The 12,456-nt window shown below is 72.3% G+C and carries 10 protein-coding genes; all 10 read left to right on the plus strand.

Features of this window, described 5'->3' with window-relative positions:
• The first annotated feature begins 51 nt into the window (after window positions 1-51).
• A complete protein-coding gene (locus ACFZBU_RS04640; RefSeq protein ID WP_391582009.1) occupies window positions 52-1,290 on the plus strand; it encodes an alpha/beta hydrolase family protein in 1,239 nt (412 codons plus the stop codon).
• A complete protein-coding gene (locus tag ACFZBU_RS04645) occupies window positions 1,287-3,101 on the plus strand; it encodes a wax ester/triacylglycerol synthase family O-acyltransferase (RefSeq protein ID WP_391582010.1) in 1,815 nt (604 codons plus the stop codon). The genes ACFZBU_RS04640 and ACFZBU_RS04645 overlap by 4 nt, the downstream gene beginning before the upstream one ends.
• Window positions 3,098-3,928, plus strand: a complete 831-nt coding sequence (locus tag ACFZBU_RS04650) for an SDR family NAD(P)-dependent oxidoreductase (RefSeq protein WP_391582011.1) — start codon at window positions 3,098-3,100, stop codon at window positions 3,926-3,928. The genes ACFZBU_RS04645 and ACFZBU_RS04650 overlap by 4 nt, the downstream gene beginning before the upstream one ends.
• Before the next feature lie 250 nt (window positions 3,929-4,178).
• Complete coding sequence (locus tag ACFZBU_RS04655; protein ID WP_391582012.1) at window positions 4,179-4,655, plus strand: GNAT family N-acetyltransferase; 477 nt, start codon at window positions 4,179-4,181, stop codon at window positions 4,653-4,655.
• Window positions 4,656-5,045: 390 nt separating this feature from the next.
• Window positions 5,046-6,107, plus strand: a complete 1,062-nt coding sequence (locus ACFZBU_RS04660; protein ID WP_391582013.1) for a methionine ABC transporter ATP-binding protein — start codon at window positions 5,046-5,048, stop codon at window positions 6,105-6,107.
• Window positions 6,108-6,109: 2 nt separating this feature from the next.
• On the plus strand, window positions 6,110-6,766 hold the full coding sequence (locus ACFZBU_RS04665) for a methionine ABC transporter permease (protein WP_391582014.1): 657 nt from the start codon (window positions 6,110-6,112) through the stop codon (window positions 6,764-6,766).
• 77 nt (window positions 6,767-6,843) lie between these two features.
• Window positions 6,844-7,665 carry a MetQ/NlpA family ABC transporter substrate-binding protein gene (locus ACFZBU_RS04670; RefSeq protein ID WP_391582015.1) on the plus strand — a complete coding sequence of 274 codons (822 nt, stop codon included), beginning with the start codon at window positions 6,844-6,846 and terminating at the stop codon, window positions 7,663-7,665.
• Between the two features lie 409 nt (window positions 7,666-8,074).
• Window positions 8,075-10,156, plus strand: coding sequence for a putative cobaltochelatase (locus ACFZBU_RS04675; protein WP_391582016.1), 2,082 nt, complete (start codon window positions 8,075-8,077; stop codon window positions 10,154-10,156).
• Window positions 10,157-10,344: 188 nt separating this feature from the next.
• Window positions 10,345-10,959, plus strand: a complete 615-nt coding sequence (gene cobO, locus ACFZBU_RS04680) for a cob(I)yrinic acid a,c-diamide adenosyltransferase (protein WP_391582017.1) — start codon at window positions 10,345-10,347, stop codon at window positions 10,957-10,959.
• Window positions 10,956-12,428, plus strand: a complete 1,473-nt coding sequence (locus ACFZBU_RS04685) for a cobyrinate a,c-diamide synthase (RefSeq protein WP_391582018.1) — start codon at window positions 10,956-10,958, stop codon at window positions 12,426-12,428. Before cobO ends, ACFZBU_RS04685 begins: the two co-directional genes overlap by 4 nt.
• Window positions 12,429-12,456 lie beyond the last annotated feature (28 nt).

The raw sequence follows: 12,456 nt of genomic DNA on the forward strand, positions 1-12,456 counted from the left end.
GCTCCGTGCGTCGCGTACTAGGGTCGGCCCTGATCGAGGGGAGGGATCAGCATGCTCGATCGCCTGCGCCGCATACGTTCCGAGGGTGAGAAGTCCGCTTCCATGCTCTCGGACCTGCCGATTGCCGGGCTGCTGCGCAGCGTGCCCCAGTCCGTGGGCTTCGGTGTGCGCTCCTATGTGCGCTCGCTGCGCGCCGAACGCCGACGCCATCCGGAGATGCCGACCGTCTTTCCCACGCCGGGGCTGGTCTACGCAGCCTTCCTCGACGAGGTCGTGGTCGCGCTCTTGGCGAGCGGTCGGCTCTCGCCCGATCCCGAGGACGCCCTGCGCATCCGGGAGGAAATCTCCGACGCGGTGCACAAGTTCCGCGCCGAGACCTACCTGGACGACCCGACCCTGTTCCACCCCGAGCCGCCGGCGCTGATCGATCCGGTGATGCGGGGCAGGCTCTACGGCACGATCGGGTACGAACAGCTGGCGTTCGTCAGCGAGTACGTGCCCTGGGCGGGCGTTCCGGGCGCCACCCGGTGGCAGGCGGCGGGCGCGAACCAGCGGGTGTGGGCGTACGTGCTGCGCCACCCGGGCAAGCCGCGGCCGTGGCTGGTGAACCTGCACGGCTTCGGCATGGGGCGCCCCGGCGACCTGGCGGCGTTCCACTCCCAACGGCTGCACCGCGAACTGGGCATCAACGTGATCCACCCGGTGCTGCCGATGCACGGCCCGCGCAAGTCCGCGCGCGCCCAGGACACGCCGTTCATCTCGTTCGACTACCTCGGCAACGTGCACGGCCTGGGACAGGCCGTGTGGGACGTGCGCCGCTGCCTGGACTGGGTCCGCCGGCAGGGGGACACCCCGATCGCGGTGCACGGGCTCTCGCTGGGGGCCTACGTCGCCGCCCTGGTCGCGAGTCTGGAGGACCTCGACTGCGTGATCGTCGGTGTTCCCTCGGTCGACATGGCGTGGGTGATGTCGCACCACGCACCCGACGACATCAAGCGCGAGGTGCGCGCGGCGGGCCTGCTCGGCGAGGAGGCCGAGACGGTCCACCGGGTGGTCTCGCCGCTGGCGATGACGCCGCGGGTGCCGTTGGACCGCCGCTTCGTCTATGCCGGCCTGGCCGACCGCATGGCCACCCCGCAGCAGGCGTATCGGCTCTGGAAGCACTGGGAGGAACCATCCGTCTGCTGGTACCGCGGCTCGCACATCGGAGCCGTGTGGAACCGACAGGCGCGCCGCTTCATCGAGGATGCCCTGACCTCGTCGGGCATCGGGAGGAGGAACACCTGGTGAAGCTCTCCGGTCTGGATTCGGCTTTTCTGGCCCTGGAGTCGCAGGAGTGGCCGGCGCACGTGGTCTGCCTGACCATCGTCGACGCCTCCGACACCGGGGGCCGGGTCGACCGCGCGGCCTTCGAGCGCAGGTTGGCCGCGCGTCTGCCCCGGCTGCCGCTGCTCGGTCGCAAACTGGTGCAGGGCCCGTGGGGGCTGGCCCGGCCGCACTGGGTCGAGGACCCCGACTTCGAGCTTGCGAACCACCTGCACCGGGCCACCCTGGAGGCCCCGGGCGGACGGCGTGAACTCACCGCCATGGCCGAGGAGATCTACCGCCACCGGCTTCCGCGGGATCGGCCGCTGTGGGAGTGGTGGATCGTCGAGGGCCTGGAGCACGGGCGCGTCGCGCACCTGTGGAAGGTGCATCACGCGTGCATCGACGGACGCTCCGGCGCGGCCATGCAGGAGATCTTCTTCGACGCCGACCCCGAGGCGTCGCTCGCGTCCGAGGCGGTCCCGGTGGTGGCGCCGGTCGAGGGGATCGAACCGCCGCAGGGTTGGCAGGCGGTGCGCGAGGGCGCGCTCTCGCTGGCAGGTACCCCGGTCCGGGTGGGTCGGCAACTCGGCCGGCTGGGGCAGGGCGTCGTGCAGGCCGCGCTGACCGGGCGACTGGGGCGGGCGCTGCCGCTGAACGTGCCGAGGACCCGGTACAACGAGCCGATCGGCAAACGGCGTTCGTACGGGTTCTGCACCGTCTCGCTGTCCGACGTCAAGCTGGTCAAGAACGCGTTCGGGGTCAAGGTCAACGATGTCGTGCTCGCGATCGTGGCCGGTGCGCTGCGCGAACAGCTGGATGGGCTGGGCGAGTTGCCCGACCGGCAGTTGATCGCCACGGTGCCCGTGGACGCCACGCGCGGCGGTGAGCGCGCGGGCGGCAACATGATCACCGGCATGCTCGTGGGGTTGGCCACCGACGTCGCGGAGCCCGCCGAGCGCCTGTTGTGCATCCACGAGAACTCCAACGCCGCCAAGGCCGTACAGAGCGCGATGGGCGGCGAGTTGCTCACCGGCCTGGCCGAGACGCCGCCGCCGGCCCTGCTCGGCCTGCTGGGCGGGCTGTACCGGGACGCGCAGCTCGCCTCCGTGCTGCCCGCGTTGTGCAACGCCACCATCTCGAACGTGCCCGGTCCGCGCACGCCCCTGTATGCCCACGGGCAGAAGGTGGAGGCATTCCATTCGATGGGGATCATCGCCGACGGCTTCGGATTGTTCATCGGTGGCATGAGCTACCACGACCAGATCGACATCGGCGTGCTCGCGGACAAGGAGGCGCTGCCGGACCCGTTCGCGCTGGCCGACAGCATCGTCGAGCAGCTCAACCTGCTGCTGAAGGCGGCCGACGAGCTCGCGCCGGAGCAGAGCGTGCACGATCTCCCCGCCGATCGGGCGGGCGTTCCGGTCGGCGAGACCGAGGCCGAGGCGGTTGCCGACGCCGACGGGGCGCACGCGCCCGCGGCGCGGGACGGGGCCCGGTTCGAGGCCGAGGTCGAGTCCGAGTCCGTGCCGAGGGCCGGGTCCGGGTCCGGGCCCGAGTCCGTGTCGGGGGCCGAGGCCGCTGCCGCGTCGGCGCCCGCGATCAAGGTGCCCGCTCCCCGGCGCGGTCAGGCGGCCGGCACGTCCGGCGCGGGCGCGGGTGGGGGCTCGGGCTCGGGTGAGCGGTCCGGCAAGGGTGCGACGATGAGCGCCGCGGCCAAGCCGGCCGGGAGCGCCGCGGCGCGCCGCGGACGGCCGAAGTCCCGTGCCGCGGGTGTCGAGGCGGGTCGCGCGTGAGCAGAACGGCACTGGTCACCGGGGCCAACTCCGGCCTGGGGCTGGCCACCGTGCTGGCGTTCGCCGCGGCGGGCGTCCGCACGGTGGGCACGGTGCGCTCGGCGGCGAAGGCGGAGGCGGTCGCCGCGGCGGCGGCCGACGCCGGTGTCGAGGTGCGCACCGTGATTCTGGACATCACCGACGCGGCCGGCGGCAAGGACGTGATCGAGGACGTGCGCCCCGACATCCTGGTCAACAACGCCGGCGGCACGTCCTTCGCGCCGGTGCTGGACGTGTCCGAGGAGGACGCCCGGCACCAGATGGAGACCGCGCTGTTCGGCCCGATGCGGCTGGCCCGCCTGGCCATCCCGCACATGCGCGGGCGCGGGTGGGGTCGAGTGATCCAGATCTCCTCGCTCGCCGGGCAGATCAGCTACCCGCTGCTGGGCTGGTACCAGGCCGGGAAGCACGCGATGGAGGCCGTCTCCGACGCGCTGCGCGTGGAGGTGGCCGGCGTCGGGGTCGACGTCGTGGTCGTCTCGCCCGGCGGGTTCCGCAGCGGCGTCACCGACGAGATGGCCGAGGCCGTCGAGCGGCATCGCGGCGGGCCCTTCGCGACCGCGTTCCAACGGATGGACCTGGGCTTTTCGATCATGAAGCCGCTGTGGAGCGACCCGGAGACGGTGGCCGCCACGATCGTCGAGGCGGCCACCGTCAAGTCGCCCAGATCGCGGTACGTGGTGGGCGCCGACGCGCACCTGACCCTGCTGGTGCATCGGGTCACCGAGCCGTTCTCGACGGTGCGGGCGATCAAGGAGGGGGTCGTGCGCCGGGTCACCGGCCTGTAGTGGGCCGACCGGCCGACGCGGAAATCACTCGATCGGGGGCACTTGGCCCGAGCGGTTGCCTGAACAGCGGATTGCGCGTAGGTGAGGACCGGGTAGAAGTCCGGGAAAAGCCGTGTGGAACAGTGACGAATGCAGTGTTCAAGCTCGTGTTCGAGAAGGGGACAACCCTCCCCCTTCGCGGAGGCACTGTGGCATGACGCTGCGGCACACACATCCGCACGGTGATCAGGGCGATCAGGGGAGCAATCCGATGGGGCAGAACGTAGGCATCGGCACGGCGGACGTATCCGACGCCGAGCAGATCCTCAAGCTTCAGTACCTCTGTTACCAGGGCGAGGCGGCCCTGTACAACGACTACGGCATCGAGCCGCTGACGCAGAGCCTGGAGAGCCTGCGCGCCGAGTTCGACACGCACACCGTCCTGGTGGCGCGCCTGGGCGACGAGGTCGTCGGTTCGGTGCGCGGCACCATCGAGGACGGCGTGGCCCGGATCGGCAAACTGGTCGTGCACCCCCGGCTGCAGCGGCACATGCTCGGCACCCGACTGCTGCGCGCGATCGAGGAGAAGCTCGCGGACGCGGCCGAGTACGAGTTGTTCACCGGTCACCGCAGCGAGAACAACCTGCGACTGTACGAGCGGCTCGGGTACGTCTCCGGCCGGATCGAGAAGGTCAGCCCTCGGCTGAGCCTGGTCTACCTGCGCAAGACGGCCGTCCTCGCGGCCTGACCGACCCCGCGCCCGACGAAGCGGCGCCCGAAGCCCCGAAGCCCCGGCGGCCATGGATTCCATGGTCGCCGGGGCTTCGTCGGATCCGGTCGCAGGCGTCCCGGCGCAATGACATTTCCATTGCGGGATGGGTGTCTGCTTTAATCGGATCATGTTCACGACGGCTCACACATCCGGCACCGCGGCTACCGCCACGGGTTGTCGTCGCATGTGCCGTTCGTGTCAGACCTGTCGAATGTGTGGCTGTTGAGGATTTGAGGGCCTGACCCCTCACCCGGGCCGAGCGCTTCGCGCCCCCGGTGTCATCCCCGCCACGCCCCCTGTGTGACCAAATCGCGCGGCCCCTCGCCGGGCCCGATTCGGCACGCGCATCCAACCGAGGACATCACGGTGATCCGTACCACTGCCCTGAGCAAGGTCTATCGCAGCCGAGAACGGCAGGTGACCGCGCTCGACAACGTCGACCTGCACGTGCGCGAAGGCGAGATCTTCGGCGTGCTCGGCCGCAGCGGCGCCGGCAAGAGCACGTTGATCCGCTGCCTGAACCTGCTGGAGCGCCCCACGTCGGGCACCGTCGAGGTGGGCGGGCACGAGTTGACCGCGCTGTCCGCGAGCGCGCTGCGTGCCGAGCGGCGCCGCATCGGGATGATCTTCCAGCACTTCAACCTGCTCTCCAGCCGCACCGTCGCCGGGAACGTCGCGGTGCCGCTGGAGATCGCCGGCATCCCGCGCCGGGACCGGGCCCGCCGAGTCGCCGAACTGCTCGAACTGGTCGGGCTGAGCGAGCACGCCAAGGCGTACCCCGCGCAACTGTCCGGCGGGCAGAAGCAGCGGGTGGGCATCGCCCGTGCTCTGGCCGCCGAGCCGCGCGTGCTGCTGTCCGACGAGGCCACCTCGGCGCTCGACCCGGAGACCACCCGCTCGATCCTGGCGCTGCTGCGCGACCTGCGCGACCGGCTCGGCCTGACCATCCTGCTGATCACCCACGAGATGGACGTGGTCAAGAACATCTGCGACTCGGCGGCCCTGATGGAGGGCGGCCGGATCGTCGAGTCCGGGACGGTGGGCGAACTGCTCGGCCGCTCCGACTCGCGGCTGGCCCGGGAGATGTTCCCGCTGGGCACGCCGGGCCTGCTGGAGGGCCGCACCGTGGTCGACATCACCTTCCGCGGCGAGGAGACGGCGCAGCCGTTCATCTCCACGCTCGCACGCACCTACAACGTGGACGTCAACGTGCTGGGCGCGGCGGTGGAGAGCGTCGGCGGTCGGCAGATCGGCCGGATGCGGATCTCGCTGGACGGCACGTTCGAGCACAACGTGGTGCCCATCGGCTACCTGCGCGAGCAGGGCCTTCAGGTCGACGTGGTCGACGAGGGCCCGGCGACCCCCACCGAGTCGGACGCCGACGTCGCCGCCGCCGACGGCGTGGCGCTCGCGGGCAAGGAGATCTGACGATGACCTGGTCCGAAATGCGGCCACTGCTGGAGACCGCGACCCAGGAGACGTTGTACATGGTCGGCGTCTCGACGCTGATCACCGTACTGATCGGGTTGCCGATCGGGTTGTTGCTCGTGCTCACCGACCGGGGCGGCCCGCTCGCGTTCGCACCGGCGAACAAGCTGCTCGGCCTGGTGGTCAACGTGGGCCGCTCGGTCCCGTTCCTGATCCTGCTGGTCGCGCTGATCCCGTTCACCCGCTGGGTGGTGGGGACCACGATCGGCACCGACGCGGCGATCGTGCCGCTCACCGTGGGCGCCATCCCGTTCTTCGCGCGCCTGGTGGAGACCGCCGTGCGCGAGGTGGACCGGGGACTGATCGAGGCCGCGCAGTCGATGGGCGCGAGCACGACCACCATCGTGCGCAAGGTGCTCGTGCGCGAGGCGGTGCCCTCGATCATCTCCGCGATCACGGTGACCGTCGTGGCGATCGTCGGCTACTCCGCGATGGCGGGCGTGGTCGGCGGCGGCGGGCTGGGCGATCTGGCCATCCGCTACGGCTACCAACGCTTCGAGACGAACCTGATGCTCGTTACCATCGCGGTGCTCGTCGTCCTGGTTCAACTCGTGCAATTCGTCGGCGATCTGCTCTCCCGCAGGCTCGCCCACCGCTAGGGACTTTCGCGCCCGGCCCCCGTACGACGCGAGGCATCCCGCCCGCGTACACCGCACCACCAGGAAAGGCACTCTTCGTGCGTATCAACAAGTTCGTCGCCCTCACCGCCGTCGCCGCCCTCGGACTCGGTCTCGCCGCCTGCGGCAGCGACGACGACAAGGGCTCGTCCGCTTCCGACCCGCTCAAGGTCGCCGCCTCCGCCGTCCCGCACGCGCAGATCCTGAAGTACATCAAGGACAACCTCGCGGCGAAGGAGGGCCTGAAGCTGGACGTCAAGGAATTCGCCGACTACACCCAGCAGAACCCGGCCCTGGACGAGGGCAACGTCGACGCCAACTTCTTCCAGCACAAGCCGTATCTTGACGAGTTCAACAAGGAGAAGAAGACCAGCCTGGTCCCGGTCGTGCCGGTGCACCTGGAGCCGCTGGCGCTCTACTCCAAGAAGGTCAAGTCGCTCGCCGACCTGAAGGAGGGCGCGACCGTCGCGTTCCCCAACGACGCCACCAACGGCGGTCGCGCGCTCAAGCTGCTCGCCGACAACGGAGTGATCAAGCTCAAGGACGGCGCGGGCACCACGGCGACCGAGAAGGACGTCGTGGACAACCCGAAGAAGCTCAAGTTCAAGGCGATCGAGGCGGCCCAGCTGCCCCGCGCGCTGGACGACGTGGACGGCGCGGTGATCAACGGCAACTACGCGCTGGAGGCCAAGCTGACCCCGGGCAAGGACGGCATCGCGGTGGAGAAGGCGGAGAACAACCCGTACGCGAACGTCCTGGTGGTCAAGAAGGGCAAGGAGAACGACCCGCGTGTGCAGAAGCTGGCCAAGCTGCTGAACTCGCCCGAGGTGAAGAAGTACATCGCCGACGAGTACAAGGGCAATGTGCTCGCCGCGTTCTGATCCGCGCGCAGCACACCCCACCACGGCCCCCGCCACCTCATGTGGCGGGGGCCGTGGCGCGTTTTCGGGCGTATGAGAGGCTGTCGCCGACAGCAGGGAAGGAATCCGGCGTATCGCGCGGAGCACCTTCGGGCCCGGTGTCGAGGTATGCGCGTGCTCCGCGAGGGTTCGGGCACACCTCGACACCGGTACATCCGAGGGAGGCGGCGCGGTACGGCAACCCGGAGCGGTCCCGCCACTGTGAACGCGCGCCCTCGGGCGGGCGTGAGCCAGAGACTTGCCGCTGTCCGGGGCCCGGGTCGCGGGTCCTGCAACCGACCAGGGCGTGGACACCCGAGGGAGGCCGACGGCGCATGCCTGCGTGCTTTGTGACAACCGACCGCATATCCAGTGGCGCGGGGCGACGCCGATGAGCGCCGCCTACCCGTTCTCCGCGATCGTCGGCCTGGCCGATCTGCGGCTGGCGCTCGTGCTCAACGCGGTCTCGCCCGCGGTCGGCGGAGTGCTCGTGCGCGGCGAGAAGGGCACCGCCAAGTCGACCATGGTGCGCGCGCTCGCCGGCCAACTGCCCGAGGTCGCGGTGGTGCCCGGTTGCCGCTTCTCGTGCGATCCGGCCGCCCCGGATGCCCGATGCCCGGACGGCCCGCACGACCCGGGGATCGCCGGCACCACCCGCGCCGCGCGCCTGGTCGAACTGCCGGTCGGCGCCAGCGAGGACCGACTGGCCGGCTCGCTGGACATCGAACGCGCGCTGACCGAGGGCGTCAAGGCGTACGAGCCCGGCCTGCTGGCCGCCGCGCACCGGGGCGTGTTGTACGTCGACGAGGTCAACCTGCTGCACGACCACCTGGTGGACCTGCTCCTGGACGCGGCCGCGATGGGCACCTCGCACGTCGAACGCGAGGGGGTGTCCGTGCGGCACGCCGCGCGGTTCCTGCTCGTGGGCACGATGAACCCGGAAGAGGGCGAGCTGCGACCGCAGTTGCTCGACCGGTTCGGGCTGACGGTGGAGGTCGCGGCCAGCCGCGAGCCGCGCGAGCGGGCCGAGGTGGTGCGCCGACGGTTGGCCTACGAGGCCGACCCCGACGCGTTCGCGGCCCGCTGGGCGGGCGAGGACGCCGAGTTGGCCGAGCGCATCCTGCGCGCCCGTCGGGTTTTGGCGGATGTGGTGCTTCCGGACGCCGAGTTGGAGCGGATCGCACGCGTGTGCGCGTCGTTCGAGGTGGACGGGATGCGTGCGGACCTGGTCACGGCGCGCACCTCGATCGCACTGGCCGCCTGGCACGGGCGGACCGAGGTGACGGCGCAGGACGTGCGCGCGGCGGCGCTGCTGGCGCTGCCGCATCGACGCCGGCGCAACCCCTTCGACGCGCCGGGGCTGGACGAGGAACACCTCGACGAGGCACTGCGCGACCCGGACGAGCCGGAACCCGAACCCGAGCCCGAACCGGAGGGGGACGGGCCGGACGGCGGTGGGTCGCCGCCGCCGGACGCGCACGGGTCGGACGGGTCCGAGGGTTCGGGCCGGTCCGATGGGCCGGACGCGGCCGACGGGTCGGGGGCGGCCGAGGCGCCGGGGCGGACCGAGGCGGCGCCGAGTTCGGCGCCGGGCACCGAGGACGCGCCCGTGGAGGGCGCGCCCACCGCCTCGGGCGGCGGGCGCGAGCAGGCCGCCGTCGCGGCTGCCGAGCCGTACCGCACCCGGCTGTTCTCGGTGCCCGGGGTGGGTCAGGGCGCGGCCGGGCGGCGCTCGCGGGCGCGGACCGCGAGCGGGCGCACCACCGGCTCGCAGGTCGCGGCCGGCCGGGTGACCCGGCTGCACGTCGCGGCCACGGTGCGGGCGGCGGCGCTGCACCAGAAGGCGCGGGGCCGCACCGGCGCGGGGCTGCTGCTGCGGCGTGCGGATCTGCGCGAGGCGGTCCGCGAGGGCCGGGAGGGCAACCTGGTGCTGTTCGTGGTGGACGCGTCCGGGTCGATGGCGGCGCGCAAGCGCATGCGCGCGGTCAAGGGCGCGGTGCTCTCCCTGCTCCTGGACGCCTACCAGCGGCGGGACAAGGTCGGCCTGGTCACCTTCCGCGGCGCCCACGCCGCGCTGGTGTTGCCGCCGACCTCCTCGGTCGAGATCGGCGCGGCCCGACTGGCCGCGCTGCCCACCGGCGGGCGCACCCCGGTGGGGGCCGGACTGCTGCGCGCACACGAGGCGTTGCGGGTGGAACGGCTGCGTGATCCGCTGCGCCGGCCGCTGCTGGTCGTGGTCACCGACGGGCGGGCCACGGGCGGCGGGGACGCCCTGGGCGAGAGCCGGCGGGCGGCGCGGTTGTTGGCCGCGACGGGGGTCGCCTCGTTGGTGGTGGACTGCGAGAGCGGGCCGGTACGGCTCGGGTTGGCGGCGCGGCTCGCCGGCGACCTGGGCGGGCCGGTGGTCACACTGGACGAATTGGCGGCGGACGGCCTGGCGGGCCTGGTTCGGGACGTGCGTTCGGTCGCGTGACCCGCGGCCCGGCCGCCCGTCGGATCCGCCACCGGCCGCCGGTGGGCGGTGGCGCGATCCGCCGGCCCCGAACACCCGACGGGTCGGGTGTTCGGTCCGGTCGGGGACGGGTGCCGGTCGGTGTTGCGCTCGTGCCTTCGTCGACGCTCGTACCCGGTCGACATTCCTCTGGACAAAGGGAGATCACCATGCCGCAGGGCGTTCCCACGCACGTGCCCGCCGACGGGCTGACCACGCGTCAGCGCCGGAATCGGGCCCTGGTCGTCGTGCACACCGGGCCCGGCAAGGGCAAGTCCACCGCCGCGTTCGGGTTGGCGCTGCGTGGCTGGAATCAGGGTTGGCCGATCGGGGTGTTCCAGTTCGTGAAGTCGGCGAAGTGGAAGGTGGGCGAGGAGACCGTGCTGCGCACCCTCGGCCGCGTGCACACCGAGACCGGTGAGGGTGGCCCGGTCACGTGGCACAAGATGGGCGAGGGCTGGTCCTGGATCCAGCGCGAGGGCACCCAGGAGGACCACGCCGAGGCGGCCCGACAGGGCTGGGAGCAGATCAAGCGCGACCTGGCCGCGCAGACCTACCGGGTGTACGTGCTCGACGAGTTCACCTACCCGATGAAATGGGGCTGGGTGGACGTGGACGAGGTGGTCGCGGTGCTGCGCGATCGTCCCGGCAGCCAACACGTGGTGATCACCGGCCGCGACGCGGACCCGCGGCTGATCGAGGCGGCCGACCTGGTCACCGAGATGACCAAGATCAAGCACCCGATGGACGCGGGCCAAAAGGGCCAGCGAGGCATCGAGTGGTGAGTGCCCCGGCGCCGCCGCGCGTGGTGATCGCCGCCCCCGCCTCCGGGCACGGCAAGACCACCGTCGCCACCGGATTGATCGCGGCGTTCACCCGGCGCGGCGACGTGGTGTCGCCGCACAAGGTGGGGCCGGACTACATCGATCCGGGCTATCACGCGCTCGCGGCCGGCCGGCCCGGGCGCAACCTGGATCCCTTCCTGGTCGGCGAGGACCGGATCGCGCCGCTGTTCGCGCACGGCGCGCGCGGTGCCGATCTGGCCGTGGTCGAGGGCGTGATGGGCATGTTCGACGGTGCGGCCGGGCGGGGTGGGTACGCCTCCACCGCGCACGTCGCGCGGCTGCTCGCGGCGCCGGTGATCCTGGTCGTGGACGCGCGGGCGCAGAGCCGCTCGGTGGCCGCGCTCGTGCGCGGGTTCGACGCGTTCGATCCGGACGTGGGCGTGGCCGGGGTGATCCTGAACCGGGTCGGCTCGGATCGGCACGAGAGCATGCTGCGCGAGGCGCTGGACGAGATCGGCATGCCGGTCCTGGGTGTGCTGCGCCGGCACGACGCGATCGCCAAACCCGCGCGGCACCTGGGCCTGGTCCCGGTCGCCGAACGGCACGCCGACGCGGTGCGCACGGTGGACGCGCTCGGCGAACTGCTCGCGCGCAGCGTGGACCTGGCTGCCGTGCGGCGGATCGCGGCGGGCGCGGGGCCGCTGCCGGACGCGCCGTGGGACCCGGTGCAGGAGGTGGCCGGCCCGATTCCGGGGCGGCCCGTCGTCGCGCTGGCGGGCGGTTCGGCGTTCACCTTCGCGTACGCGGAGACCGCCGAACTGCTCGGCGCGGCCGGGGCCGAGGTGGTCACCGTCGACCCGCTGCGGGACGAACGGCTGCCCGCGGGCACGACGGGGCTCGTGCTGGGCGGCGGTTTTCCCGAGGTGTACGCGGCGGAGTTGTCGGCCAATGCGACGCTGCGGGCGGACGTGGTGGCGCTGGCCGCGCGCGGCGGCCCGATCGCGGCCGAGTGCGCGGGTCTGCTCTACCTGGCCCGGACCCTGGACGGTGCGCCGATGTGCGGGGTGCTGGACGCCGACGCGCGGATGACCGAGCGGCTGACCCTGGGCTATCGGGAGGCGACGGCCGCGCACGACTCGGTGCTCGCCGCGACCGGTCGGGTGGTGCGCGGGCACGAGTTCCACCGCACGACGCTCACGCCGCGGGCCGGGCGCCGGGCGGCGTGGAGCCTGGGCGACTCCGGCCTGGAAGGGCACGTCGCGGGATCGGTGCACGCGTCGTATCTGCACGCGCACTGGGCCGGCGCGCCCGATCTGGCCCGGCGCTTCGCCCGGTCCTGTGCGCTCGCGGCCGATCCGGCGGGCGCGGGAGCGGCGGGTGCGGGTGCGACGGTGGGCGCGGGTGCGCGGGACGGCGCGCAGGCGTGGCCGATTACCGACCGCGGCGACGGGAGCACGCTCGGGCGGTGAGCGGCGCAACCTCGAAGGGGGGAGCCGA

Origin of the sequence: Embleya sp. NPDC008237 (assembly GCF_042956465.1) — a bacterium.
Classification (GTDB): Bacteria; Actinomycetota; Actinomycetes; order Streptomycetales; family Streptomycetaceae; genus Embleya.

What these genes read in the sequence shown, in the direction of transcription:
- cobO (WP_391582017.1), top strand. Translation starts at nt 10,345, where the DNA reads ATGCCGCAGGGCGTTCCCACGCACGTGCCCGCCGACGGGCTGACCACG.
- ACFZBU_RS04675 (WP_391582016.1), top strand. Translation starts at nt 8,075, where the DNA reads ATGAGCGCCGCCTACCCGTTCTCCGCGATCGTCGGCCTGGCCGATCTG.
- ACFZBU_RS04655 (WP_391582012.1), top strand. Translation starts at nt 4,179, where the DNA reads ATGGGGCAGAACGTAGGCATCGGCACGGCGGACGTATCCGACGCCGAG.
- ACFZBU_RS04640 (WP_391582009.1), top strand. Translation starts at nt 52, where the DNA reads ATGCTCGATCGCCTGCGCCGCATACGTTCCGAGGGTGAGAAGTCCGCT.
- ACFZBU_RS04665 (WP_391582014.1), top strand. Translation starts at nt 6,110, where the DNA reads ATGACCTGGTCCGAAATGCGGCCACTGCTGGAGACCGCGACCCAGGAG.